This is a genomic window from Streptomyces sp. NRRL F-5135 (genome assembly GCF_000719775.1).
Taxonomy (GTDB): Bacteria; Actinomycetota; Actinomycetes; order Streptomycetales; family Streptomycetaceae; genus Streptomyces; species Streptomyces hebeiensis.
On the sequence record NZ_JOHR01000022.1, the window covers coordinates 75124 to 101349 of the forward strand.

The 26226-nt window shown below is 68.4% G+C and carries 21 protein-coding genes; 13 read left to right on the top strand and 8 right to left on the bottom strand.

The genetic code is table 11. The annotated features are described in order from the left end of the window. The first annotated feature begins 119 nt into the window (after positions 1–119). The 4 genes from IG02_RS0130590 (at position 120) to IG02_RS0130600 (ending at position 5709) form a co-directional block, all read left to right on the top strand. Positions 120–1796, top strand: a complete 1677-nt coding sequence (locus tag IG02_RS0130590) for a glycoside hydrolase family 27 protein (RefSeq protein ID WP_030755130.1) — start codon at positions 120–122, stop codon at positions 1794–1796. A 194-nt stretch (positions 1797–1990) separates the two neighbouring features. Further along, entirely contained in the window at positions 1991–2134 is a 144-nt protein-coding gene (locus IG02_RS41805; RefSeq protein ID WP_158712397.1) for a hypothetical protein, read from the top strand. Then, positions 2131–3441 (top strand): glycoside hydrolase family 30 beta sandwich domain-containing protein, encoded by a 1311-nt coding sequence (locus IG02_RS0130595; protein WP_030755133.1) that lies wholly within the window; start codon positions 2131–2133, stop codon positions 3439–3441. The genes IG02_RS41805 and IG02_RS0130595 overlap by 4 nt, the downstream gene beginning before the upstream one ends. A 699-nt stretch (positions 3442–4140) precedes the next feature. Beyond that, positions 4141–5709, top strand: coding sequence for an MFS transporter (locus tag IG02_RS0130600; RefSeq protein ID WP_051765932.1), 1569 nt, complete (start codon positions 4141–4143; stop codon positions 5707–5709). Between the two features lie 580 nt (positions 5710–6289). On the opposite strand, the gene IG02_RS0130605 is transcribed toward IG02_RS0130600, so the two are convergent. The 4 genes from IG02_RS0130605 to IG02_RS0130620 form a co-directional block, all read right to left on the bottom strand. Beyond that, positions 6290–7132 carry an alpha/beta fold hydrolase gene (locus IG02_RS0130605; RefSeq protein ID WP_030755143.1) on the bottom strand — a complete coding sequence of 281 codons (843 nt, stop codon included), beginning with the start codon at positions 7130–7132 and terminating at the stop codon, positions 6290–6292. An 85-nt stretch (positions 7133–7217) separates the two neighbouring features. Continuing rightward, entirely contained in the window at positions 7218–8561 is a 1344-nt protein-coding gene (locus IG02_RS0130610; RefSeq protein ID WP_051765923.1) for a glutaminase, read from the bottom strand. Between the two features lie 79 nt (positions 8562–8640). Next, complete coding sequence (locus tag IG02_RS0130615) at positions 8641–9309, bottom strand: NADPH-dependent F420 reductase (RefSeq protein ID WP_030755149.1); 669 nt, start codon at positions 9307–9309, stop codon at positions 8641–8643. Continuing rightward, positions 9306–10376, bottom strand: coding sequence for an LLM class flavin-dependent oxidoreductase (locus tag IG02_RS0130620; RefSeq protein ID WP_030755152.1), 1071 nt, complete (start codon positions 10374–10376; stop codon positions 9306–9308). Before IG02_RS0130620 ends, IG02_RS0130615 begins: the two co-directional genes overlap by 4 nt. A 545-nt stretch (positions 10377–10921) precedes the next feature. Here IG02_RS0130620 and IG02_RS0130625 point away from each other — a divergent pair. Beyond that, positions 10922–12139: a serine hydrolase domain-containing protein gene (locus IG02_RS0130625; RefSeq protein WP_199814117.1), complete on the top strand. Its 1218-nt coding sequence runs from the start codon at positions 10922–10924 to the stop codon at positions 12137–12139. Positions 12140–12258: 119 nt separating this feature from the next. Here the strand turns inward: IG02_RS0130625 and IG02_RS0130630 are convergent, their stop codons facing one another. Together IG02_RS0130630 and IG02_RS0130635 are read right to left on the bottom strand one after the other, a co-directional pair. Continuing rightward, on the bottom strand, positions 12259–12726 hold the full coding sequence (locus IG02_RS0130630) for a MarR family winged helix-turn-helix transcriptional regulator (RefSeq protein ID WP_030755156.1): 468 nt from the start codon (positions 12724–12726) through the stop codon (positions 12259–12261). A 361-nt stretch (positions 12727–13087) separates the two neighbouring features. Next, entirely contained in the window at positions 13088–13840 is a 753-nt protein-coding gene (locus IG02_RS0130635) for an SDR family NAD(P)-dependent oxidoreductase (protein ID WP_030755158.1), read from the bottom strand. Between the two features lie 141 nt (positions 13841–13981). On the opposite strand from IG02_RS0130635, the gene IG02_RS0130640 reads away from it, so the two are divergent. Then, a complete protein-coding gene (locus IG02_RS0130640; protein WP_234314971.1) occupies positions 13982–14947 on the top strand; it encodes an AraC family transcriptional regulator in 966 nt (321 codons plus the stop codon). A 25-nt stretch (positions 14948–14972) separates the two neighbouring features. Here IG02_RS0130640 and IG02_RS41810 read toward each other — a convergent pair whose 3' ends face one another. Continuing rightward, positions 14973–15179: a hypothetical protein gene (locus IG02_RS41810; protein WP_030755164.1), complete on the bottom strand. Its 207-nt coding sequence runs from the start codon at positions 15177–15179 to the stop codon at positions 14973–14975. Between the two features lie 367 nt (positions 15180–15546). On the opposite strand from IG02_RS41810, the gene IG02_RS0130650 reads away from it, so the two are divergent. The 5 genes from IG02_RS0130650 (at position 15547) to IG02_RS0130665 (ending at position 18538) form a co-directional block, all read left to right on the top strand. Further along, positions 15547–16779, top strand: coding sequence for a cytochrome P450 (locus tag IG02_RS0130650; RefSeq protein ID WP_030755166.1), 1233 nt, complete (start codon positions 15547–15549; stop codon positions 16777–16779). 40 nt (positions 16780–16819) lie between these two features. Beyond that, positions 16820–17014 carry a ferredoxin gene (locus IG02_RS0130655; protein WP_030755169.1) on the top strand — a complete coding sequence of 65 codons (195 nt, stop codon included), beginning with the start codon at positions 16820–16822 and terminating at the stop codon, positions 17012–17014. A gap of 26 nt (positions 17015–17040) precedes the next feature. Beyond that, positions 17041–17319, top strand: a complete 279-nt coding sequence (locus tag IG02_RS44000) for an FAD-dependent oxidoreductase (RefSeq protein WP_420707808.1) — start codon at positions 17041–17043, stop codon at positions 17317–17319. Positions 17320–17586: 267 nt separating this feature from the next. Beyond that, the gene (locus IG02_RS44005; protein ID WP_158712398.1) at positions 17587–17820 is read left to right on the top strand and encodes a transposase; all 234 of its coding nucleotides are present in this window, start codon (positions 17587–17589) and stop codon (positions 17818–17820) included. A 292-nt stretch (positions 17821–18112) separates the two neighbouring features. After that, positions 18113–18538 carry a VOC family protein gene (locus IG02_RS0130665; RefSeq protein WP_030755174.1) on the top strand — a complete coding sequence of 142 codons (426 nt, stop codon included), beginning with the start codon at positions 18113–18115 and terminating at the stop codon, positions 18536–18538. A gap of 949 nt (positions 18539–19487) precedes the next feature. On the opposite strand, the gene IG02_RS0130675 is transcribed toward IG02_RS0130665, so the two are convergent. Continuing rightward, positions 19488–21857 carry an MMPL family transporter gene (locus tag IG02_RS0130675; RefSeq protein WP_030755177.1) on the bottom strand — a complete coding sequence of 790 codons (2370 nt, stop codon included), beginning with the start codon at positions 21855–21857 and terminating at the stop codon, positions 19488–19490. Between the two features lie 164 nt (positions 21858–22021). Between IG02_RS0130675 and IG02_RS0130680 the strand changes: the two genes are divergently transcribed. Beyond that, positions 22022–22663, top strand: coding sequence for a TetR/AcrR family transcriptional regulator (locus tag IG02_RS0130680; RefSeq protein WP_030755180.1), 642 nt, complete (start codon positions 22022–22024; stop codon positions 22661–22663). A 541-nt stretch (positions 22664–23204) separates the two neighbouring features. Continuing rightward, complete coding sequence (locus tag IG02_RS0130685) at positions 23205–26039, top strand: SpoIIE family protein phosphatase (RefSeq protein ID WP_030755183.1); 2835 nt, start codon at positions 23205–23207, stop codon at positions 26037–26039. The last annotated feature ends 187 nt before the right edge of the window (positions 26040–26226 follow it).

The window sequence follows — 26226 nt, forward strand, 5'->3', positions numbered from 1 at the left end:
TCCGCCCCCGGACGCGCTCACCGGACGGTGCACCTGACCTACTGTCATGCTCACGCCACAGCCGACGGTCGCGGCTCGACGCGGCCCGGCGCCCAGGTCCATCGCGAAAGGGCCCCACAATGCGTACCTCACCCTGCCGACGTCTTCCGCGTCTGCTGGCAGCGGCCGCTGTCGTGCTGACGCTGCTCTCCTCCGCGCCGGTTCAGTCGCCGGCTCAGGCCGCGCCGGTTCAGTCGCCGGCTCAGGCCGCCCCCGGGAGCCCGGCGCTCACCCCGCCGCTGGGGTGGAACAGCTGGAACAGCTTCGGCTGTGACAACGTCAACGAGACGGTGATCCGCCAGGCCGCCGACGCCATGGTGAGTTCGGGGATGCGGGACGCCGGTTACGAGTACGTCGTCGTCGACGACTGCTGGTTCGACCCCCAGCGCGACGCCCAGGGCAACCTGCACGCGCAACCGACGAGGTTCCCCAGCGGTATGAGGGCGCTGGGCGACTACATCCACAGCCGGGGGCTCAAATTCGGGATCTATCAGGTGCCCACCGAGCGCACCTGTGCTCAGCGCGTAGGCAGCTACCCCGGCTCGACCGGAAGCAAGGGCCACGAGGTACAGGACGCCAACACCTTCGCCTCCTGGGGCGTGGACTACCTGAAGTATGACTGGTGCTCTCCCGAAGGCACCCGCGAGGAGCAGATCGCCCGGTTCACGCTGATGCGAGACGCCTTACGCGCAACAGGACGTCCCATCGTCTACAGCATCAACCCCAACAGCTTCCATGCCATCACGGGTGCCGCGTACAACTGGAGCCAGGTCGCCGACCTGTGGCGCACCACCGAGGACCTGCTGGACATCTGGCAGAACGGCAACACGAACAGTTACCCCATGGGCGTGGGCAACGTCGTCGACATCAACGCCCCCTTGGCCGCCCAGGCCGGTCCCGGACACTGGAACGACCCGGACATGCTGGTGGTCGGCAGGCCGGGGCTCACACTGACCGAGGCCCGGTCGCACTTCGCGCTGTGGGCCCTGATGGCCGCGCCGCTCATGGCGGGCAACGACATCCGCACCATGTCCGCCGACGTCAGCACCATCCTGCGCAATCCGCGCCTGCTGGCTGTGAACCAGGACCCTCTGGGCGCGGGCGGACGACGGGTGCGCGACGACGGCGCCACCGAGGTGTTCGCCAAGCCCCTGTCCGACGGCTCGGTCGCCGTCGGCCTGTTCAATCGCGGAGGCGAAAGCACCACGATCACCACTACGGCGGCCCAAGTCGGCCTGTCCGGTGGATCGTTCGCCCTGACCGACCTATGGACCGGCGCCACGTCCACCACCGGTGGACAGATTTCCGCGAACGTACCGGCACACGGTGTCGCGGTCTACCGGGTGACCGGCGGCGCACCGCTGGAGAGCACGACATCCCGACTGCGCGGTGCCGGCTCGGGCCGTTGCCTGGACGTCGACAACGCCTCCACCGCATCCGGCGCCACCGTACTGATCTGGGACTGCCACACCGCGGCGAACCAGTCCTGGACGACCTGGACCGGAGGCGAGATCCGCGTCTACGGCGACAAGTGCCTGGACGCCTACGACCGGGGCACCAGCAATGGCACCCCCGTGGTCACCTGGCCATGCAACGGGCAGGACAACCAGAAGTGGACGCTCACCTCCGACGGCTCGGTCCGTAGCGTGCTCTCGGGACTGTGCCTCGACGTCAACCAGGCGGGCACCACCAACGGGACCGCGGCGGTCCTGTGGACCTGCGACGGCCGGCCGAGCCAGAGGTGGGCTCGCACCTGAGGCCTCCCGGGCAGCAGGGACACGCGCCATCGAGCCTCCCGCACCAGCACAGCTACCGGCCTACGGCCCCTGTCGACCGTCCACCGGGCGTTGGCGCTGTCCCGACGGCCCGTGGGCGGCAAGAGAGACCAGGCGCGCCACGTCGCGCGTCATGTCTTCGGCAAGGCATGGCCCGTCCCACGTGAGGAGTGACCATGACATCGGGACCACCGCTCCTGGCTCGCCCGCGATCCACCCGCGCCGTCGCCCGGCCGGTGAGCCTGCTGTGCGTCATAGCCCTGTTCCAGTGCGGCGCGGCGCGAGCGGACAGTGACACCGTTCAGAAGGAGGAGGAATGACGCTACGTCGAAATGAATCCATGACCGGTGGACCGGGATCTCCGAGTCGGAGGTCCGTTCTGGCGACGATGGGCGCCTTGCCGGTCCTCGTGACCGCGACGCCGGCCGTGGCGGCCTCCGGGGCACCCACCACTGCGGCTGCCGATGTGATCATCGACCCGTCGGCGGTTCGTCAGACCATACGGGGCTTCGGTGGCATGAACCACACGGTCTGGATCAGCGACCTGACGCCTGCCCAGAGGGACACGGCGTTCGGCAACGGCGAGGGACAGCTGGGGTTCTCCGTGCTGAGGATCCCCGTCCACGAGGACCGCGCGAACTGGAGCCGCGAGGTGGCGACGGCCAAGCGTGCGATCGAACTCGGCGCGACCGTCATCGCGTCGCCGTGGAATCCCCCCGCTCACATGGTCGAGACCTTCGTCCGCGGCAATCAGACCGACGCGAGGCGGCTGCGGTACGACATGTACGGCGCTTACGCGCAGCACCTGAACGACTTCGTCGCATTTATGCGGAACAACGGGGTGAACCTGTATGCCGTCTCGGTGCAGAACGAGCCCGACTACGCGCATGACTGGACGTGGTGGACTCCGACCGAGATGATCCGCTTCCTGCGGGAGAACGCCGGCTCGATCAGCACCAGGGTCATCGCCCCGGAGTCGTTCCAGTACGTGAAGAGCTTCTCGGACCCGATCCTCAACGACTCCCAAGCGCTCGCCAACCTCGACATTCTCGGGGCCCACCTCTACGGCACGCAGTACCAGAACTTTCCCTACCCCCTCTTCAAGCAACGGGGCGGGGGCAAAGAACTCTGGATGACCGAGGTCTACCACCCCAACAGCAGCGACTCGGCCGACCTCTGGCCCCAAGCGCTCGATGTGGGAGAACACATCCACCGCGCCATGGTGGACGCCGAGTTCCAGGCGTACGTGTGGTGGTACATCCGGCGTGGCTACGGTCCCCTGCGGGAAGACGGGCGTATCAGCAAGCGCGGCGCCAACATGGCACACTTCTCGAAGTTCGTCCGCCCAGGACATGTGCGGATCGACACGGCCTCGAATCCCCAGCCGAACGTCTACACCTCGGCCTACAGGGGCAGTGGCTCTCAGATGGTCATCGTCGCCATCAACAAGGGGTCCTCGCCGGTGAGCCAGCGGTTCACCCTGCGAAACAACACCTCATCCGGTGTGTCGTCCTGGCTGACGGACGCAAGCAGGAACCTCGCCCCCCAGAGCAGGATCAACATCTCCAACGGCGCCTTCACAGGCCAGCTTCCCACGCGAAGCGTGACGACCTTCGTGACCGGTTGAAGCGGAGCACGACATCTGGCTGACGCGTTCTACGGTCCGGATCTTGGTACTGATTGAGGCGGTGAGCATGCCAGCCCGGAGGCAGTCCAGTGCGGTCAGCGAAGCGAAGAGGCAGCGATCCGGCCTTCTACCGGCCGCACCGGCTCGTGCTTCGGCGACGCCGTCGGCGCAACTCCAGTGCCATGCTGGGAACCATTGACAACAGCCGAGGACGCGCCGGTGCCGTCCCTTCGAGGGGCAGGGTGAACGCGAGGGTCGCCGCCGCGGCCCGCGCTGCCGGATCAAGCGGTTCGGGGGAAGGGGTGGGTGAACTCGACGGAGGGGCGGTCCGGGCGCGTGAACTCGCCTCCGGTGCCCCGGATTTCGTCGAGGGTGAAAGGCGCGACCCATGGGGGAGTGGTTTAAATCAACTAGTTGACTTAACGCGGTGGTTTGTGGTTGCCTGGGTCTACGAACGTGTCGAGGGGCGGGCGAGCCGCTCCCGATGATGGTTTACGGGAGCGGAAATCGGCGGTCGCCCGGAGAGGCGCTCTTTCCTCGGCGCCCGTGCGCGGCGGGGGCGCGGGGCTCGCGCGGATGTCGCTCGGGATGAGGGCGCGACAGGTGGGAGGCCTGCTGACCCGCGTCGCGTTGTGGGCCACCGCAACCGGCGCCACGAAGCAGGCCTCCCCCTTCGACAGCGACCCTGGAGCCCATGCGATGAGCACAGCCGCCGTGAACAAGTCCACCACCCGGGAGACACGACAACCGCAAGCCCAACGACAAGTCCTCGTGGCCCTCAGTGGTTTGCTCATCGCGCTTTTCGTGTCGACCCTCAGCAGTACCGTGGTCTCCAGCGCGCTGCCGAAGATGGTCCAGGCGCTGGAAGGGTCGCAGACCCAGTACACCTGGATCGTCACCGCGACTCTGCTGACCACGACCGCCACCACTCCGATCTGGGGCAAGCTGTCCGACCTGTTCAGCAAGAAGACGCTGGTGCAGTGCGCCATCGTCGTCTTCATCCTCGGGTCGGTGGGAGCGGGCCTGAGCCAGTCCGCGGGGCAGCTCATCGCCGCGCGCGCCGTGCAGGGCATAGGCGTGGGCGGCGCGCAGGCCCTGGTCCAGATAGCCATCGCGGCGATGATCCCGCCGCGCGAACGCGGCCGGTACAGCGGTTACTTGAGCAGTGTCACCGCGGTGTCCACTATTGGCGGTCCGCTGCTGGGCGGTTTCATCGTGGACACCGCGTGGCTTGGATGGCGTTGGTGCTTCTTCATCAGTGTTCCGGTGGCCGTCGCCTCGCTGGTCCTGCTCCAACGGACGCTGCGTCTCCCCGTCATACGACGTGAAAACATCAAGATCGACTACCTGGGCGCGACCCTGATCACCGCGAGTGTCAGCACGCTGCTCATCTGGATCTCGTTCGTCGACGGCCCGTTCGCCTGGATGTCCTGGCAGACCGGTGCCATGGTCGGTGGCGCCGTGGTCCTGCTGGCCACGGCCCTGTGGGTCGAGACGCGTGCCGCCGAGCCCATCGTGCCGCTGCACATCATCAAGCAGCGCACCACGGTGCTGGCGATCCTCGGCAGCCTCGCAGCCGGCACGGCGATGTTCTCAGCCTCGGTCTTCCTCAGCCAGTACTTCCAGGTCAGCCGCGGCTACAACGCCATGCGCGCGGGGATGATGACGATTCCGATGATGGGAGGCCTGCTGGTCTCCTCCATCCTGACCGGCCGCCTCCTCAGCAAGACGGGGAAGCTCAAGCCCTTCGTCGTCGTCGGCTCCCTCCTGCTCACGATCGGATTCGCCGGGCTCGGCACCATGGACCACGAGACGTCCCTGGTCTTCATCGGCGTCGCCATGCTGTTTGTCGGCACCGGCGTCGGCATGACCATCCAGAACTTCATCCTCGCGGTGCAGAACTCCGTTCCGCTGAAGGACATCGGCACCGCCAGTTCCACCGTCTCGTTCTTCCGCTCCCTGGGCGGCACGTGCGGCGTCGCGGTCTTCGGCGCCGTGCTCGCCCGTCAGGTCGCCGAGCGGACGACGCAGAATCACGAGAGCGCGTCTGTCGCCTATGGCGCGGCGACCGGCAATATCTTCCTCATAGCCGCCGCCATCGCCGCACTCGGCATTGTCGCAGCGCTTCTGCTGAAGCTGGTGGTCCTGCGCACCAGCATCGACACCACCGAGGAGACGGCCACCGTTCCGGATGCGGAGGAGGCGGGCTCCGCGCCCCGAGACGCGGAGCCCGGCCCGGACGGGCGAGGTGCCCGAGGATCGGCATGACAACGGTACCGGTGCCTTGGCTCGACGGCGCTGAACCCACGTGGTCGGGGAACGTCGTCGCCGGTGGGGCTCGGACGTCGAGCGGGCCGGGCAGGGGCCGGGGCCCGGGCGTCAAGCGCCCCGTCGGACCGGGAGGATGACGGCGGAGGGTGCTCGGGGCCATGGAAGATCTGCTGGTCGGCCGCGCGGAGCGTGGTGGCGGTGGCCCGGGGTTCGCCGGTGCCGCACCAGCTCGGCCTTCGGCCGTCCCGTCCTCGCCACCCGGCCATCATGCCGAACCACCGAAGACTTACGCAGCGAATTCCCGACTCAGGACATTGGAGCACGGCCCCGGCGAGCACGTAGAAGAGGGTGTTCTCGGCGGCGATGACCCGGACTCGGGTTGGAAGAGGAGAAGCAGGAGGTCTTCGGGCAGGATCGGGGAGTCAGGACTGTCCGCCGTCGAGGGGGTCTTTGCCTTTGCCTCGACGGACGGTTCGTCAGGTTGCTGAGTCCTTTGTCAGTACCCTTTCCTGCGGCGCGAACTGCGGTCCTTCCTCTTCCAGTGCCTCGACTTCCGCGCTACATCAGTTATTCGGCGTCACTTCGAGAGGAAGTCGCGCAACGCGGTGTTGACGTCGTCGGCGTGGGTCCAGAGCAAGCCGTGCGGTGCTCCTTCGACCTCGACGTAGTCGGCCTCGGGGAGCGCCTTGTGGAACCGGCGGCCAGTGGCGTCGATCGGGAGGATGTTGTCCTTCGTTCCGTGCAGGATCAGCGCGGGCTTGCCGCTCGCACGGACCGCCTCGACGTCGGCGCGGAAGTCCTCGATCCATGCCGGGACCACGGCGTACGCGGCGACCGGAGCACTGCGGATCGCGACGTTCCAGCTACCGGTCACGGCCTCCTCGCTGATACGGGTGCCGAGGTTCTCGTCGAGGTTGTAGAAGTCGGCGTAGAACTGCTTGAACCAGGCGTACCGGTCCGCCTTCGCGGTCGCCGCGATGCCGTCGAACACCTCCTGCGGCACACCGTCGGGGTTGTCGTCGCGGGCGACGAGAAACGGCTCCAGCGAGGCGAGGAAGGCGAGCTTCGCGACACGCTCATGACCGTGCCGGCTCACGTAGCGGGCGAGTTCCCCCGTGCCCATCGAGAAACCGACAAGGACGGCGTCCCGCAGGTCGAGGGTCTCAAGGACCGTGTTCAGGTCAGCGGCGAAGGTGTCGTAGTCGTAACCGGAGTTCACCTTCGACGACTGGCCGAAGCCTCGACGGTCGTAGGTGACGACCCGATAGCCCTGGGCCAGCAGTTCGCGTGTCTGACGTTCCCAGCTGTGCCCGTTCAGCGGGTAGCCGTGGATCAGGACGACCGGCTGCCCGGAACCCTGATCCTCGTAGTAGAGCTCGACCGGCGTACTGTTCTCCGTGCCGACGGTGATGTAACCCATGGTCTTGTTCCTCCCGGCCGACGAAACGAACGCCGACCCGTATCAGTGAGATCTGAGTGAGATGTCTCTGTGCGAGAACTTCGTCTTATCGCAGGCGAGTCGGATGATTCGCCGCTCCGTCGCCGGCCGGCTCGCGTGGCGAGCCGGCCCGCGTCGGAGGCACGGCCTGATCCACGGTGTCCACGACGGTGACGCGGCCACCGTCGCCGGGATCGGGATCGGGCATGATCGATTCTGGGTCGGCGAGATACACCTCGTGACCACTCAGCGTCAGCCGGCGTACGATTTCCAGCAGCACGCGCCGTGCCACGTCGTCGATCGAATGGACCCTGGTCAGGTCCAAGGCCACCCTTACGCCCGAAGGCGGAATGGCCATGGCTTCCTGAACGACTCTCTCGGCTCCGGCGAAGCCGATGCCACCTTGCAGTTGCAGGACCCGGAGCGCGTTCGGTCCGCTGCCCACGACATGGTGGGACCGCACGACCGCACGCGCGGCGGCGGGCACCTCCATGACATGCAGCCCCATGTCCGCGGAGAATCGTTCGAACAGGGACACCCCGCGAACGCTGTTCCCGTGACGGTCCAGTCGTGGTGAGAACGTGGCCATGCCGATCTGTCCGGGGAGCGCGCCGATCAGACCCCCGGCCACCCCGCTCTTCGCCGGAATGCCGACCTGGGTCGCCCAGTCACCGGCCGCGTCGTACATTCCGCAGCTGAACATGACGCTCAGCACCTGGCGCACCACCGGTTCCGGCACCACCTGCTCACCCGAGAGGGGGTTTGTCCCACGGTTGGCCAACGTCGCGGCCATCATGGCCAGATCCCGCGTGGTGACGAGCACGGAACACTGACGGGTGTAGCCGTCCACGACGGCGTCGGGGTCCTCGGTGAGGACGTCGTGACTGCGGAGCATGTGGGCGATGGCGAGGTTGCGGTGTGCGTGCTCCATCTCCGACGCGCATACCGCCTCGTCCGTCGTGAGCCGACGACCGGCGAACGCCGAGAGGCCGTGGAGCACGCGTTCCACACGCTCTGCCGGTTTCAGGTCCTCCGTGCCGGCCAGCGAGTGTACGGTGATCGCGCCGGCGTTGATCATGGGGTTGAGAGGGCGCCCCGTATCGCTCTCGAGCGAGATCTCGTTGAACGCCTCACCGGATGGCTCGACACCCACTCTGGCGAGCACGGAGTCGAATCCGCGATCGGCCAGGGCCAACGCGTAGACGAACGGCTTGGAGATCGACTGGATGGTGAACTCGATATCGATGTCACCGGCACCGTAGACCTCTCCGTCAATCATGGCGAAGGCCGCGCCGAGGCGACCGGGGTCCGCTGCTGCGAGCTCAGGGATGTACCCCGCCGGCTCTCCGGACGTGTCCGGCTCCACATCTCGCAGTACCTCGGCCAGATAGTCGGGAATGATCGGCCGCATTCGCCCTCCATGCGCCATCGCCATCGGGCGCCACGGCACGACGGATCGTCTGATGTCTTCTGTTGTGAGCTGTCTTCTGTTACGAGTGCTCGAGCAGCCTTGTCGGACCGGACGTGGCGGTGAGTGCGCGGAGCCGGTCGGTGTTGACATTGGCTCCGAAGGCGGGGGTTCCGGGCTCGAGCCGGACGCCTGCCGCGAGGTCGCCGATGGTGAGGGGGTCAAATCCGAGCGTGTCGACCAGCGCGGACACGACGGCGAGATCCTCGGGCGAGTCACCGGCGATCGCGATGGCCTTGCGTCCCGGGCCGCCGGCTGGACGGGCCCCGTCCTCGAGGTCGTGGTAGCCCATGTGGTTGAGGGCCTTGACGATCCGTGCGCCCGTCAGGAACCGCTGGACGACTTCGCTCGAAGAGGTGCCGGGCGGGAGGATGGCGTCGCGGGGACCGTCGACCTCCCACCAGTGGTTCATCGCGTCGATGACCAGCTTTCCTTCCAGCTTCGGGACCGGGAGGTCGCGGTGTTTGCCGAGCGGGAGGGCCAGGACCACCACGTCGGCGGCATCCGCGGCCTGGGCCGGCCACACGGCGGTCGCTCCGGGGGCGAGGATTCTGGCGGTGAGCGCGATCTTGGACGGATCACCGGACCCGGAGATCAGGACTCGATAGCCGGCCGCGACCGCCAGGCGCGCCAGGACGGTGCCGACCTTCCCGGCTCCCAGGATCCCGATCGTGGTGACAGAGGTGGTCATCGTGTCGCTCCCGCCGTGGCCGCGGGCTGCTCGGCCAGAAGCTCACGGACCCGAGGGATGACCAGGGTGCCGTACAGCTCGACCGAACGCAGACGGGCGGAGGCCGAAACGGTGCCGGCCGCGGAGTAGATCATGTCGAACCGGCCCGCGTTCAGGACCCGGATCGCGTGGGCGATCCTGGCCGCGACCGTCTCGACCGAGCCGACGTACAGCGACCCGCGGTCCACCTCGGCGTCGAACTCCTCCCGGCGGAGCGGCGGCCAGCCGCGCTGCCTCCCGATGCGGTCGCGGATCTCCTTGTACCCGGGGTAGAAGAGCTCCTTGGCCTCTTCATCGGTGGAGGCTACGAAGCCGGGCGAATGGGTCCCGACCGGCTGTGCGGTCGTGCCGAACTCGTCGCTGGCACGCCGGTAGAGATCCACGTAGGGAGCGAACCGGTCGGGAGCACCGCCGATGACGGCGAGCATGAGCCGGAAGCCGTATCGCGCGGTGCGGAGCACGGACTGCGGTGTCCCGCCCACCCCTACCCAGGTGTTGAGACGTCCCGACTCCGTCTTCGGGTACACGTCCGCATCGCGCAGGGCGGCACGCGTGGTGCCTTCCCAGGTGACCGGCTTCTCGTCCAGGAGCCGGTGGAACAGGTCGATCTTCTCCTCGAACAGCACCTCGTAGTCCTTGAGGTCGTACCCGAACAGGGGGAACGACTCGGTGAAGGAACCGCGTCCGAGGATTACCTCGGCGCGGCCGTTGGAGAGCGCGTCGACCGTGGCGAACCGCTGGAACACCCGCACCGGGTCGTCCGAGGACAGCACGGTCACGCCGGAGGCGAGCCGGATGCGCTTCGTGGCCGTCGCGATGCCCGCCAGCACCGTCTCAGGGCTGGAGATCGCGTACTCGGGCCGGTGGTGCTCGCCCAACGCGACGACGTCGATACCGACTTGGTCGGCAAGGACCGCTTCGGCCACCGCGGCGCGGATGGCCTGCGCGTGCGAGACGATCACGCCCTGGTCGTTTCGGGGCCGGTCTCCGAAGCTGTCGATACCGAACTCGATGTGCGATACATCCATCGTGTTCACTCGCTCAACGCTTTCGCTGGGTCGGGGTGTGGCGATGTGTGACTTCGTGACGACCGGGCGGAACGTCGGCCCCGGGCGGCCTGCGCGGGATTCCCGCCGGTCAGGTACCGCGACCGCACCACCACCGCTCTAGTTGACGCGTAAACCATGCCAGCTTTATGGTTGAGATGTCAACTAGATGGTGGCGTGTGGATGGTGGTGTGGTGGGTGCGGCCACACCACGTCGGCCGGGGTGCCCCGCCCGACAGATGTCCCGACGGCGCGAGCGGTCTTTCGCGCGGTCACCAGGTTTGCTGATCGCAATGAAATGGAGCGGAGTCGCATACTTGGGCTGGACTGGTGTGGTAGCTCTGAGAAGCGGGCCCGAGTCCGCATCCGTCTCCTCAGCTGACGCGACGTGAGCCCGGTTTCGGCCTTGCGGGGGCAACGTCGTCGCGCGCTTCAGTCGGCTACCCGCGCCGGGACGGTAGTCGAGAATTGAAGGAGAAGTAGTGGTCCTCAGGCTCGATGTACCAGGCCACATGGTTCGCGGTGACGTGGACGAAGGCTATGGCGCAGTGGCTGACGCCTTTCGTGAGAACTTCGCCGCACGTGACGAGATCGGTGCTGCCTGCGTCGTGTACCACGACGGGCGGAAGGTTGTGGATCTCTGGGGAGGCTACCGGGACGGCCGTACGCGTCTCCCCTGGGAGGCGGAAACGATGGTGCCCGTCTTCTCGACGTCCAAGGGTGTGGCAGCGGTGGCGCTCGCGGTGTTACACGCACGTGGTCTCCTCGACCACGACGAGCGTGTGGCGGCCTATTGGCCCGAGTTCGCCGCCGCCGGCAAGGACGGCGTCACCGTTCGTCAACTGCTCGCCCATCAAGCGGGATTGGCTGTGATCGACCGGTCGCTCGGGCTCGGCGACCTGACTGGCTCCGGCACCCTCGCCACGGCTCTTGCCGAGCAGCGTCCCGCATGGGAGCCGGGCTCTCGGCATGGCTACCATGGCCAGTCATTGGGCTGGTACGAGAGCGAGCTCATCAGCCGGATCGACTCTGGAAAGCGTCGTATAGGCCGGTTCTTCGCGGACGAGGTTGCGGCGCCGCTGGGCCTCGACTTCCACTTCGGCCTGCCGCACGACACTGATCGCGACCGGATCGCCCGTATCCACGGATTCCGTCCCTGGGAGATGATGCTGCACCTCAGAGCGATGCCGACGTCATTCGTCCGGGCATACGCGAATCCACGCAGCCTGACCGCCAGGGCGTTCGGCAATCCGCGAGTGCTGGGCACCGTCGAGAACTTCAACCGACCGGATGTCCAGGCCGCGGAGATCCCGGCAGCCAACGGCGTCGGCCAGGTGCGGTCGATCGCCAAGCTCTACGGCGAGGTGGCAACCGGCGGCACTGCCCTGGGCCTCACCGCTACCACGATGGAGGCGTTGCGCGGCGCTGCACCGCCTCCGACGAACGGACTGTTCGACGAGGTGCTGCGTGTCGAGACGAGGTTCTCCCTGGGATACGTCAAGCCGTTCCCGGCGTTCAGGTTCGGCTCCGGGTCGAACCGTGCCTTCGGGACGATGGGTCTGGGCGGGTCGTTCGCCTTCGCAGACCCGGACACCGGTACGGGCTTCGCGTACGCGATGAACCGCACTGGATTCCGGCTTTGGGACGATCCTCGTGAAGTGGCCCTGCGGGAAGCTCTCTTCGCACGTGTCCTCGGCGAGCGGCCTCAAAGGCCCGACCCGGCCTCCGGACGTTCTGGTTGCTGACGCGCGAGGCGTGCGCTCGAATCCCGCGTCCTTCCAGTTCCGATGTGGGAGGTGAGTCTGGCCGCGGGTGAACCCGCGGAATGCTTCTTGTGCCCAGGCAGCAGGATCCTCTTTCCCGGTCAGTCGGGCTGCTTCCCCATGTGGTCCAGGATGCGCTGGGAGAGCTGTCCGAATGTGTGGAGCTGGTTCGGGGTCAGGGCGTCGATGAAGAGGCGGCGGACGTGCTCGACGTGCTGGGGTGCGGCTTCCTCGATCGCCTTGTAGCCGGCCGGTGTGGCGACGATGAATGCTCCGCGTCCGTCGTCGGGACACTCTTCCCTGGCCACGAGCCCGCGTTTCGCCATCCGGGTGACCTGGTGGGACATCCGGCTCTTCTCCCACTCCACGAGTTTGGCCAGATCCAGGAAGCGCATCCGCCCGTTGCCCCTTTCGGTGAGGCTGACGAGTACGACGTAGTCGGAGGCGGACAGTCCGGCGTCGGCCTGGACATGTCGGGACAGCCGTCCGATGAGTGTCTCGTGCATGCGGATGAAGCTGTCCCAGGCGGCTTTCTGTTCCGGGGCGAGCCAGCGCGGCTGTGCGTCCATGGGATCAGTCTAACGAAATTGTTGACAGCTCATCTACTTCTGGTGGTGGGATCAGCCCCTCGGTGAGGCGGCGTCCGCCGTGGCCGAGACGCTTCGGTTCGCACCGGCCCGGACGGAGCCGATCACGGTGACCTTCGAGGCGAGACGCCGTCTCCACACGCGCCGAGACCAGGGCCACGCCGTGCGGCTGCGGGCAGAGCCGCCCCCAGCCGTACTGCGACCACACGGGGCCCTGCGGCCAACAACACGACCGCTGCCGCTTCCCGCATGCAGCATCCCCGATCTGCCGGTCTCGGCGTGGTCCACTTGCGACACCCGGGGATACTTCAGGGGCCGCTGCCGCTCTTCGTGTGGTGTCTGTTCAGGTCTGGTTCTCGCCGCCGTCGACGTAGACGTTCGATCCGACGACGTAACTGCTCTGGTCCGAGGCCAGGAAGGCCACGACCGCGGCGGCCTCCTCGGGCCGGCCGAAGCGGCCCTTGGGCACGGTCGCGGCGACCTGTTCCCTGACGGCCCGGGCGGTCTCCTCGTCACCGAAGGCGGCGGTGCCCCCGGGAGTCTCGATCCAGGCCGGCGAGACCACGTTGACCCGGATGCCGCGGTCCTTGAGCTCGGTGGACCACGTCCGTGCGAAGGACCGCACGGCCGCCTTCGACGCCGCGTACGCACCGAACGCCTCCACCCCTCGGTCGGCTGCCGTCGAACCGACCAGGACAACCGAGGCTCCGTCGTTGAGCAGCGGCAACGCCTTCTGCACGGTGAACAGGGTGCCTCGGACGTTGACCCCGAAGGTCTGGTCGAAGTGCTCCTCGGTGGTCTGTTCCAGCGTCACGAACGCGCCGACCGCCGCGTTCGCCACGAGCACGTCCAAGCCCCTGCCCCGCGCCCGGACCGCCTCGTAGAGCCGGTCCAGATCCTCCGGCTTCGAGATGTCACCGACGACCGCGGTGGCCCGGTCCGCGCCGATGGTCTTGACCGCGGCCTCCAGCTCGGCCGCGCGACGGCCCGTGACGAACACGTACGCGCCCTCCTCCGCCAGCCGAACGGCGGTGGCCAGACCGATGCCGGTACCGCCCCCGGTGACCACCGACGTCCTGCCTTCCAGCTGTCCCATGCGGGTGACTCCCTCACTCTCGATACCGATCCGCTCACCAACGAGAGTGCGGGACACCGGGGATACTATCCATGACGTGCAGTCCATCATTCTTTACGTATCGTCCAGGAGGTGTCATCGGTGCTCGGATTCCGGGACCCAGTGGCTGACGCGATCGGTCTGCTCCGGCCCCGCACGGTCATCGGGCCCAGTCTCCGGGCCGCGGGACAGTGGGCTTTGCGCTTCGACACGTTCCTGCATGTACGGATCGGGGGCCTCGTGCGCGGCACGTGCTGGTTGATCCTCGAAGGGCACGAGCCGGTTTTCCTGCGGGAGGGCGACACCTTCATGCTGGGAAACCCACCGCCCTACGTGCTGGCCGGCACCCTCGACGCCCGCCCGCGCCCTGCGGAGGCGGTGTGGTCGGGTGCCGAAGACGGGTTCGTTCGGATCGGCCCCGAGTCCGAGGAGGACCTCTACCTCTGCGTCGGGCACATCGCGTTCGACGAGGAGAACGCGGCCCTCCTGACCGATCTTCTGCCGCCACTCGTGATCGTTCGCGTGGACGATCCTCATGGCGGGCGGCTCTCGCAGCTGATCGATCTCCTGGCCACCGAGGTCGGGGTCGCCGCGGCCGGCGGACCGCTGGTGCAGAACCATCTCGCACAGATCCTGCTCGTGCACATGCTGCGTGCTCACGCCGGCCAGACGGACCGGCCCACCGGCTGGCTGGGCGCCCTCAACGAGGACGGCATCGGTGCGGCCCTGCGTGCCGTGCACGCGGACGTGGCCCGCTCCTGGAGCCTCAAGGAGCTCGCCGAGATCAGCCACATGTCACGCTCCGCGTTCGCCCAGGCCTTCAAGCGCCACGTCGGGGTCCCGCCGTTGGAGTACCTGATCCAATGGCGCATGAGCCTCGCGCGCGACGCCCTCGCCCGCGACACCCTGCCGATCTCCGAGCTCGCACGGGCCACCGGCTACCTCTCCGAGAGCGCCTTCAGCACCGCGTTCCGCCGCGTGGTCGGCTTGTCGCCCACACAGTTCCGCAACCAGGCACGACAACCGGCGCGCTCGGCGCGAACGGAAGCTGAGGGCGAACTCGCCGGGCGGGCCGGTGTGCGGGGGTGAGGCCGAGCCGACGGCGGCTGTCTGGTCAAGCCCGTGCCGGTGGTTGCGGCAGACCGGCCAGGAGCAGGGTTTTGAGATCTGTCGTGTCAGGCGACTTCATCGTGGCCAGGCTGCGGGCCTGGCGGGTGGCCATGCGTTCCACAGTCCGGCGGGCCGGCCTGCCGGCCTCCGCCTCGTCCAGGGGCTTGGCCTTGGGGATCAGGACGATGAGCACAGTGGCGAGAGCGACCACGCCTGCGAAGAGCAGGAACCCCGGCGAACTTCACGATGAACGGTGTCGAGAAGACGCCGACCAGCAGGCCGACCTGGCTGGACCAGGAGATCTGGGTGGTCCGGTAGTGGATCGCGATCTCGGACTGGGCGTTCGAGGCCATCAGGCCTATGAGGCAGTTCAGTTGGGACGCCCACACTAGCGTGATCAGGATGAGTGTGAACCGCGCGCCGAAACCTGTATGAGGCGGGTGCCGGCGAACCGTTCACCACGGGCGCTGGCCGGATAGTGACGTGCAGGACGGATCCGCTCCGACAAATGATTGCCTCAAGCACCTAATGCTGTTAGGAATGCCGGGACGCACCCCTTCTCCCTCACGGAGGCGGTCATGACCGATACCCATACGGACACGACGGTCGAGCTCCCTCATCACCCGAGCCCGCGAGCAGCCGGCTGTCCCTTCGACCCTCCGCCGGCGCTTCACGCCCTGCAGATCGACAAGCCGCTGACCCGAGTGCGGATCTGGGACGGCAGCAGCCCGTGGCTGGTCACCCGCTACGACCACGTGCGCACCCTGCTCGGCGACCCGCGTGTCAGCGCCGAAGCCACGAGGCCCGGCTTCCCTCACCGCTCGGCCGGCCAGCAGGCCAGTAATCGAGCCCGCCGCACGTTCCTCAACATGGACGACCCGGAGCACGCGCGGATCCGGCGCATGGTGACCGCCCCCTTCGCTGTGAAGAGGGTCGAGGCGCTGCGTCCGTCGATCCAGAAGATCATCGATGACCTGATCGACCAGATGCTCGCCGGTCCGAAGCCGGTCGACCTGGTCCAGGCGTTCGCCCTGCCGGTCCCCAGCCTGGTGATCTGCGAACTGCTGGGTGTGCCGTACGAGGACCACGACCTCTTCCAGCGCAACACCAAGGTGATCGTCAAGCGTGATTCCACGCCGGAGGAGGTCCTCGCCGCCACCACGGTGCTCGCGGACTATCTGGAGGATCTGCTGGCCGCCAAACAGGTCCGGCCCGAGGAGGATCTGCTCTCCGAGCTCGTCACCAAGCGGGTGGCCACCGGCGAGATGACGCTGCGCGACGCTGCCCATATGAGCGTTCTGCTGCTGGGCGCCGGCCACGAGACCACCGCGAACATGATCGCCCTGGGCACCCTCGCCCTGCTGGAAAACCCCGACCAGCTGGCCCTGCTGCGAACGGCCGACGATCCGAAAGTGGTCGCCGGGGCAGTGGAGGAGCTGCTGCGCTACCTGAACGTTACGCACTCCGGGCGCCGGCGTGTGGCGCGGGAGGACATCGAGATCGGGGGCGAGGTCATCCGCGCGGGCGAGGGCATCATCTTCGCCAACGAGATCGCCAACCGGGATCCGGAGGCCTTCGCCGGGAACCCGGACGAGCTCGACCTCACCCGCGACGCCCGCCGCCATGTCGCCTTCGGCTATGGCGTGCACCAGTGCCTGGGCCAGCCGCTGGCCCGTGTCGAACTCCAGGCGGTCTACAGCACTCTCTACCGCCGCATCCCCACCCTGGCCCTGGCGACCGGCATCGACCAGCTGGAGTTCAAGCACGACGGCTTCGTCTACGGCGTCTACGAACTCCCCGTCACCTGGTAACCCGCAACTCCGCCCCCACGTCGAGAAACGAGAACCCCTCATGCGCGTCACAGTCGACCAGCCCAAGTGCGTCGCCTCGGGCCAATGCGTCATGCTCGCACCCGAGGTCTTCGACCAGGACGACGACGGCATCGTCGACCTGCTCACCGCCGCCCCCGCGCCCGAACACCACGACGGCGTCCGGGAATCGGCCGCCGTCTGCCCGGCCGCGGCGATTCATCTGGCGGACCGCTGACGATCTCGGCGCCCTTGCGCCGGGTCGTGACCGTCGGAGCTTCGGCGGCGGGACTGGCCGCCGCCGAGACCCTGCGCCGCGAAGGCTTCGACGGATACATAGGCCTCGTCGGACGCGAACCCCACCTGCCCTACGACCGGCCGACGCTGTCCAAGCGGGTCCTCCGCGGTGACCGGGACGCCGAACGGCTCGACGGCAGCGGCCTGCGCCCGGCGGACGAGGTGTGGGCGACGGGGTGTGGGCGACCTGTACAGCGCCGCCGCCCCCGGCATCTACGCGACACCGTTGGCGAATCCTTGGGCTGAACGTGACGTCGGCCTTCATGACCCGTTGTGGTCGTGAAGGCCGACGTTGTGGTTGGGGAGGGTCGGTGTCGTTGCATGTCAGCAAGATCGACGGGGTTCCGGAGGAGACGGCCCGAGTGGCACGGGCTGCGTTCCCGGAGGGCAGCCTGGCGATGCGGATCCGTGACGAGTTGGGCGAGCTGTTCCCAGACGCGGTTTTCGCCGGGCTGTACCCCAGCAGGGGGAAGCCGGCGTGGTCGCCGGGCCGGTTGACACTGTATCGGTCATGTGGTTCACCGAGGGACTCTCGGAGGCGATTCAGCAGGCACGGGCGCAGGAAACACCCAGGAGTGGAAGGAGCAGTACGCACACCGGGCCGGTGTCGAAGACACCATCTCCCAAGGCGTTCGAGCCTTCGGTCTGCGGCGATGCCGCTATTACGGTCTGGCCAAGGCACGACTGCAACACCAACTCGCGGCCACCGCCATGAACTTCCACCGCTGTCAACGCCCGGTGGACTGACACCCCACGGGCCCGCACTCGGACGTCCCGCCTGGCAGCCCTCCGGCCGGCCCGGGTAGGACTCAGGCTGGCCGCGGGCAACAGTATTTTTGGCATTGCCGTGACGCACAGTGAGGCATTAACGTTGATCACGTGACTGCCGGGTCGGCCATAGGCCATACACGAGTGAGGCACCCGGCCTCGGCGTGAGCACGGGGCGGGCAAGAGCCCCGCCCCTTCTCCGTGTCTTCCCTCCCAGCGCCCACACGCGGCGCTCCACAGCGGATCCAAGAACTCGGAGACACGTCCACACATGCCACATGTCCAGCAGCACCAGCATGAACCCGAACTGCCGTCGACCGTCCAGCTGAACCACACCGCCGTCTACGCTACGGACCGGCAGTTGTCGGCCGAGTTCATCGCCGCAATCCTGGGTCTGAGGGTCGGCGCCCCCTTCGGGCCGTTCTTGCCCGTCGACTTGGGTAACGGCGTGACACTCGACTACTACGAGAAGCGCGACGAGCCGGTCCAGCCGCAGCACTACGCGTTCCTCGTGCCCGACAAGCAATTCGACACCATGATCGCCCGCCTCGAGACGGTCGGGGTCATCTACTACGCCGACCCCCACCACACCGAGCCCGGCCACATCAATCGCCTCTTCGGCGGTCGCGGAGCCTACTTCGAAGACCCGAACGGCCACAACATGGAGATCATGACTCGGCCGTACGCCCGGCCGTAACAGGCTACCGGGCGGGGTCGGATCCTCCCCGCCCTGCGACTCCCCAGCACCCCGCCCGAGCCCCGCCCGGGTATGCGAGGCAGCTGGGGAGCCGCTTGGCCTCGGTGTCCGCTCGCACGCAGAGGGCCGAGTTCGCCAACGGTGTCTCTACGCAGCCGGGGACGTCGCCGCCGGCGCGACCCGCTGTTCGGCACCAGCATGCGCGTCGGGCACCGCACCAACGCCGCCGAGCCGGGCATGGCCGCCGCCCGCAACCTCCTCCACCCCGACCGGGCCGGGCCCGTTCGCCCCGGCCCCGTACTTCTGGTCCGACCAGCACGAGCTCAAGATCCAGGCATTCGGCTACCAGCGCGGCCACGACGAGGAACGGATCGTCGAGGGGCGACCCGCCCGACGGGCGTTTCCTCCTTGCCCACCGCACCCGCGCCACCCTGACCGGAGCCCTGGCCACCGGCATGCCGCCCAAGGCACTGCGCCGATGGCGCACCGTCATCGCGGCCCGGGCCGACCGGCACGCACAGACCGAAGCCGTCACCGCCTGACAAGCAGGGCCCCGCGGCACGGGCCGGTCCCGGACAGCGAACCGTCCGGAGGCAGCGCCACACGTGCGGGCAAGGCCGCGCTCGAAACCAACCCACCGGCAAGGCACCGCCGGACACGGGGGCCACGATCCAGGCGCCGCTGCCGACCGGCCGGGCGCCCCTGGATCGACAAGGTCCCCTCCGTGGCCGGTCTCGTCGGCAGGCCCAGACGCCGGCCGGACGCATCGCCGGCGAATCGACTCCGGCGTCCAGGTGCCGGTCGCGGGAGGCGGAGCCCTTCTCGCCCAGGTACCGCGGCGTCACAAAGACCGGGCGCGTACCTCGACTTCGTCGGCATAGCCGAGTTCCTCCTCAGCCACCGCAGCCTCACCGGCCGAAACGCCCCTGATGCGACAGGACTGGCGCAGTCAGCCCGCGATGTCCGCCTTCTTCGCCGCGGCGGTCGCCGCGGCGGCGTGCTGCTGGGCAGCGGCCGAGCGCGGCAGCGCTATCTTCTGTGCGAGCTTGTCGCCCTCGACGTCGAGGGCGGGCAGGAGGCGGTCCAGCCGGGCGGGCAGCCACCAGGCTTTCTCCTGGGCGAGGGCCATGGTGGCCGGGATGAGTGTCATGCGGATGATGAAGGCGTCGATGAGGATGCCCGCGGCCAACGCGAACCCGGCCTGTTTGATCATGGGATCGGCGTTGAAGACGAACCCGGCGAAGACGCTGACCATGATGGTGGCCGCCGCGACGACGACGGAACTGGCGCGCGTGAAACCGGTGATGGTGGCGGCCGTCGGGTCGGCGCCGTGGATGTGTGCTTCGCGCATGGAGGTGACCAGGAACATCTGGTAGTCCATGGCGAGCCCGTACAGGACACCGGTGATGATGATGGGGAGCAGACTCACGACGGGCGCGGTGGCATCCAGTCCGATCAGCCCCTGCAGCCAGCCCCACTCGAAGACAGCCGTGGTGACACCGAAGGTGGCGCCGATGGTCAGCAGGAAGCCGAGCGTCGCCGTCACAGGGACCAGGAACGAGCGGAAGACCAGGAGCAGCACGATCAGGGAGAGTCCGAGCACAGTGGCCACGTAGAGCGGAAGGACGTCGGCGAGCCGGTCGGAAACGTCGATGGCAAGGGCGGTGAAGCCGGTGATACCGATGACGGCTCCGTGGGCGGCGCCGGCCGGCACGGTCTTTTCCCGCAGGGCGGTGACCAGGTCCTTGGTGGCGTCGTCGTTGGGGCCGCTGCCGGGGACGAGAGCGAGGACGGCCGTGGTGCCGGTGCTGCTCATCCCGGCCAGTGAGACCGCTGCCGCGCCCTTGACGTCACTCAGATCGGTTGCGACCGCGGCGAGAGCCGCCGGGGCGAGCGGGCGCTCCTCGGCGCTGGACGTGACGGCGATCATGAGCGGGCCGTTGTAGCCGGGCCCGAAGGCATCGCTGACCAGGTCGTAACTCTGACGCTGCGGGGTGCCGGTGTTGTAGCTGGCCCCCGAGGGCAGACCCATGCGCATGTCCGCGGCGGGCACTGCCAGGACCGCCGGTATCAGGAACGCCGCCGCGAGCGCCGGGTACTTGTGCCGGACCAGGCCCGCTCCCCAACGAGTCGCCCGCGTGTGGCCGGCGACGGCTGCCTGCCGAGCTGCCCGGCGCCGTGTGCGAGTGGGACAGACGCGTTCTCCGACCAGCCCCAGCAGCGCCGGCAGCAGGGTCAGTACGAGCAGCACCGCGACCGCTATCGTGGCGGCGGCGACGAGGGCCATGGTGCTGAGCAGAGTGATCCCGACGACCAGGAGCCCCGTCAGAGCGATGATGACCGTACTGCCCGCGAAGAAGACCGCGCTTCCGGCGGTGCCGATCGCACGGCCGGTCGCCTCGTGCGCGTCCAGACCGTCCTCGAGGATCAGCCTGCGTTCCCGGTTGACGATGAACAGGGCGTAGTCGATACCGACCGCCAGCCCCAGCATCAGGGCCAGGACCGCGGTGAGCGAGTGGATCTCGAAAACGGTGGAGAGGGTGAAGGCACCGCCCACACCCACCGTGACCCCGACCAGGGCGATGACGAGGGGCAGGCCCGCCGCCACGACCGACCCCAGCGTGATCAGCAGGACGATGGCCGCAACGGCGACACCGACGATCTCCCCGACGCCGATGACTTCCGGGATTTCCATCATGGACGCCGATGGCAGAACCTCGATGCCGCCGCGGGCGGCCTGCCGCTCGGCGGCCTCGACGGTGCTGGCGATGGTTCCGGCGGGAAGCTCGAAGGTCTGCATGTCGAACTGGAATTGCATCAGGGCCGTCGAGCCGTCGGCGGAGACGACGACTCCGGGCACCGGCAGACCGTCCACCTGCAACGGGACGGGTGTCTTACCGGAGGACGGCTGCCCCGCGGCCTGCGCCACCGCCGCCTGGGCCCGCAGCAGCGGGCTGCTCTCACCCTTGGCGACTTCCGCGGCGAGGGCCTTCCGGGTGTCTGTGACGTGGTCGTGGCGGTAGACGGCGTCCACGGCCGCCAGCAGGGCGGACCGAACGTTCCGGTCGTCGATCCTGGCGCCGGCCGCGGGCTTGAAGACCAGCATGCCCTGCCCGCCGGACGCCTCCGGCAGGGACACGGCCAGCTCGTCGATGACCCGCTGGGACGGGGTGCCGTCAATGCGCACCTCGTTGCTCAGCCTGACCGGGTTGGCCATCAGCAGCCCAAGGACGGCGGCCACCACGGCCAGCCAGCCCAAGATGACGTACCAGGGTTTGCCGTAGGCGAACTTCCCCAGCCGGTACAGCAGAACGGACATAGCTCTCTCCCCAGCTCCAGGTGCCTCCGCGGGCCTTACAGGTGGCTCACGGAGGAACGAAACGAGAGACTACTATCAAACCAATGGGGGACTATCAAACCGATAGAGTGCTACCGGACATGCCGATGCGCGGGTAGCCTTCGCCGAAGAGGAAGGAGTCACAGATGGCCACCACCAAGGACGACCGTGCCCGGCGGCGCAGAGTCGACGCACGTTCCACCATCGAGCGCATCACGGCCGCCGGCCGGACGGTCCTCGGCGCGGGCGACGCCTCACTGGAGCAGATCGCGGCCGAGGCCGGCGTAGGCATCGCCACCCTGTACCGTCACTTTCCCAACCGGGAGGCCATCGTCCGGGCCGTCCTTGACGACATCCTCGAAACCGACCTGCTCCCCCTCGTCGACGAAGCCATCGACACCCCTCATCCCCGCCAGTCCCTCCAGGACATTGCCGCGCGACTGCTCGACCTGATCACGCAGGAGAAGGGGCTGGTCACCTTCGCGAGCAACTTCTCCGACGTCGCCGTGGGCGTCCTTCAGCGCTTCAGTGAGTCGTTGCACCCCCTGCTGCTTCGCGCGCAGCAGCAGGGCGAGGTCCGTCACGATCTGACGGCCGAAGACATTCCGCGTTTTCTCGTGATGGCCGTTGCCGGGCTCGCGATCCCCGGCACCGCTCCCTCGATGCGGGCCCGATTCATCGCCCTGCTGTTCGACTCACTGAACCCCGCGAACGCAACCCCGCTGCCTCCGCTCCGCCCCGGGGAGGGAGACCTGCGCACCGCGGTCGGCAACATCGCGCGCAACTGAAGACCGCCCGCCCTGCCGAACCGACCCGGCAAAGCCGAATCCGCTGCGCGGCGCCGCCATGCCCTGCGGCGCCGCACCGAAAGCAACGCCACATCGCAGGGAGGCGACTCGCGTCGGTCCGCCGGACCGGGCGACGTGTCCGACCGCATCGGACGCTGAGGACCGGGGAGGGCGGGTGTGAACGGGGACAGGGTGGTAGCGGTCACCGGCTCGCACGGTCCCGGCTCTGGCTACCTCGTGGGCCCGCGCCTCGTGCTGACCTCCGGTCACGTGGGGCTGGCCGAGGGCCGCGCGGTCACGGTGTTCCGACCCGGACGGCCCGGCGAGTTCACGGGGACCCTCGTGTGGCGCGGTACCCCGGGCGGGCGCGGCGACGCGGCCCTGCGTCCGCGCCTGGATCCTGACCCAACCGGTCGACGGCCAATTAAGACTGCTGGCGGCCTGATCAACACGACCACGGGTTCTACGGCCTCTCGGATCCGCCCGCGGGCTGGGGCTCCGGGGACGTTCGGGCGCCGCCACCGAGCGTAAGATTCGGAGTGTGAATCCGCGACTGGCTTTGCTCAGTACGGTGGCCTTCGGTACCCCGGAAAGCGAAGTCTTCCGGCTGGCGCTCCAGCACGCCACAGGTGAGCTGCGCGCTCTGGGCGGAACGATTCATCTGTGTGGTCCCACGTCCGCGTTGTGCCTGGCGTCGGCGGTTGGTCTGCCACCCGCCTTCACCCGCTCCTGGGAGATCATCGATCAGGAAAGCCTGCTGGCCCCGGCGCGTGCCCTGCGCCAGGGCACTGCTGTATGGCTGCCGCCGCTCCCCACCGAAGCCGCCGATGTCCCAGGGCTCGGCACGGGCCTGGCCGCCTTGCCGGTGTCCGGCGGGGGGCGCATCACAGGCACCATCACCCTTCTGACAGCCGACCGGGGCGAGCCCACCCCGGAGCAGTGGGATTTCCTCCGGGCCGTCGCCGCCTGGACCGAAGAGCACATGGCCCAGGCTCCGAGGCTGTCCGACTCCGCGCCGAAGGAGCCAGATGGCGAGCAGCCCTGGCAGGGCGTCCCGGGCCTCAGGGTCGGCTGGTGGGACTGGAACCTCCAGACCGACGGGCTGATCTGGGACGCGGTGGCCATGGAGTTCTACGGCAGCAGACCGGCCGATTTCACCGGCAAGATCCAGGACTGGATGCACATTCTCCACCCCGACGACCTGGCACCGACGCTGGCGGAGGCGCAGCGGGCGATCCGTGACCACTCGGTGTACGAGGCCGCGTACCGGGTACGGCGTCTGGACGGCACGTACGGCTGGTCGCGGGCCCGCGGTATGCCGACGTACGACGTCCAGGGCCGGCCGCTCCGGATGGTCGGCGTGAGGTGGGAGAGCAGCGGGTTGCCTTCCGCTCGGGACGCGCTCAGCCGGGCCCTTCGGCAGATGAGCGACGGTTTCCTGGCGGTGGACCCTGAATGGCGCATCATCTTCACCAACCTGGAAGCGGAACACGTGCTGGGATTCTCCCAGGAGCAACTTTTCGGGCGTGTGCTGTGGGACCTGCCCGGCGCACGGCGGATCCACGGCCTGGAGCGCCGTTGTCAGAGGGCCGCCGCCGAGGGGAAGCCCGCCAGCTTTGATGTGCACATGCCGGACATGGGCCGTCGTTACCGGCTGCGGCTGGTCCCGGGGCCCGTGGGCTGCGCCCTCTACCTGACGGACGTCACCGAGAAACTGCGTGTGCAGGAGGAGCGCCGGGCGGCCGAGGTTGCCGCGTCCGAGCGAGCGGCCCAGATCACGGAACTGACCGCGGCGCTCGCCAAGGCGACGACCTCACAGGACGTGGTGGACGCGGTCGCGCAGCGGGTGCTGCCGGCGTTCGACGCCGTCGGACTCATGGTGCAGGCCATCGAAGGAAACCGGCTCCTCAATGTCGGGTCCGTCGGCTACGCGGACGACTTCCTCGACCTCGTGAACGACCGCGCCGCAGCCGGTACCAGCCCGTCCTGGAGCGTGATCTCGTCCGGAGCACCGGCATTCCTGTCCTCGCCGCAGGAGTACGTCGCGTACGCGCCTGACCACGCAGACCTGCCCGGCATCGCCAACAAGCAGGCGTGGGCGTTCCTGCCGCTGACGGCGTCCGGTCACACGTTCGGGGTGTGCGTCGTCTCCTTCGACCGCCCGCGTCGGCTCAACGACGACGAGCGTTCCCTGCTGGCCACGATCAGCGCCCTCGTCGCACAGGCCCTGGAGCGGGCCCGGCTCTACGACGCCGAGCGCATCCGGTCCCGCGAACTCCAGCGCAGCCTGCTTCCCACCGACCTGCCCGACCTGCCCGCTTGCGAGACCGCCGCGTGTTACCTCCCCGCCGGGCAGGGCATGGACGTGGGCGGTGACTGGTACGACGTCATCCCGCTCTCCAGCGGCCGCGTCGCCCTCGTCGTCGGCGACGTCATGGGCCACGGCCTGCCCGAGGCGGCCACCATGGGCCGTCTGCGCACGGCCGTCCACACTCTGGCCGACCTCGAACTGCCCCCCGACGAAATCATGGGGCACCTCAACGACATCGTCGGCGACATAGGCGAGGAGTCGTACGTGACCTGCCTGTACGCGCTCTACGACTCCACCACCCAGGTCTGCACCATCACCAGCGCCGGGCACCCGCCCCCGGCGCTGGTGCATCCCGACGGCACCGTGAGGTTCCCGGAACTGGGCGCTGACCCGCCCCTCGGCGCGGCCGAGCCGCCGTTCGAAACGGTCGAGCTGACGCTGCCCGAAGGCACCCTGGTCGTGCTCTACACCGACGGCCTCGTCGAGTCGGCGAAACGCGACATCGACGAGGGCATGGCGGACCTGGTCCGGCTCCTGCGGACCGCCCACGAGGACGGCACCGACGCGGATCTGGAGCGCCTCTGCGACACGCTGACGGTCGGCATGCTCCCCGCCGAGCACCAAGCAGCCGACGACGCAGCGCTCCTCGTCGCCCGCCTCCATGCCCTGAACGCGGACAGGATGGCTTCCTGGCCGCTCGCCGAGGACCCGAAGGCGGCGAGCCTGGCCCGCCGGCACGTCAGCGAGCAACTCTCCGCCTGGGGCCTGGACGACCTGACATTCACCACGGAACTGCTGGCCAGCGAACTGGTGGGCAACGTCGTACGCCACGCCAAGGGCCCGGTCAGCTTGCGTCTGCTGCACGGCGCCGAGCTGATCTGCGAGGTCTTCGACGGCAGCCTCACGATGCCCCGTAGGCGCCGCGCCGCGGACACCGACGAAGGCGGTCGCGGGCTGCAGCTGATCACGGCGCTCTCTCAACGCTGGGGCACCCGCTACACGACGAAAGGAAAGTGCATCTGGACCGAGCAGGCCCTGCACGGCCCGGACGGCCGCGGGAGCTAGGGCGTGTTTCGAAAGTAGCGCCGTCCGCCCGCAGGGCGGGGCTCGCGGCGTGTGGTGCGTGCGATCGCAAGGCGGAGGATCGGCGTCATCGATGGACCGGACGTACTTGGACGACTCCGACAACGCGGCAGGGGGCACCTCCCAGCGGTAGCTGGGGGAGTGCGTGCCAGGCGTCGCGAGCCAGGCG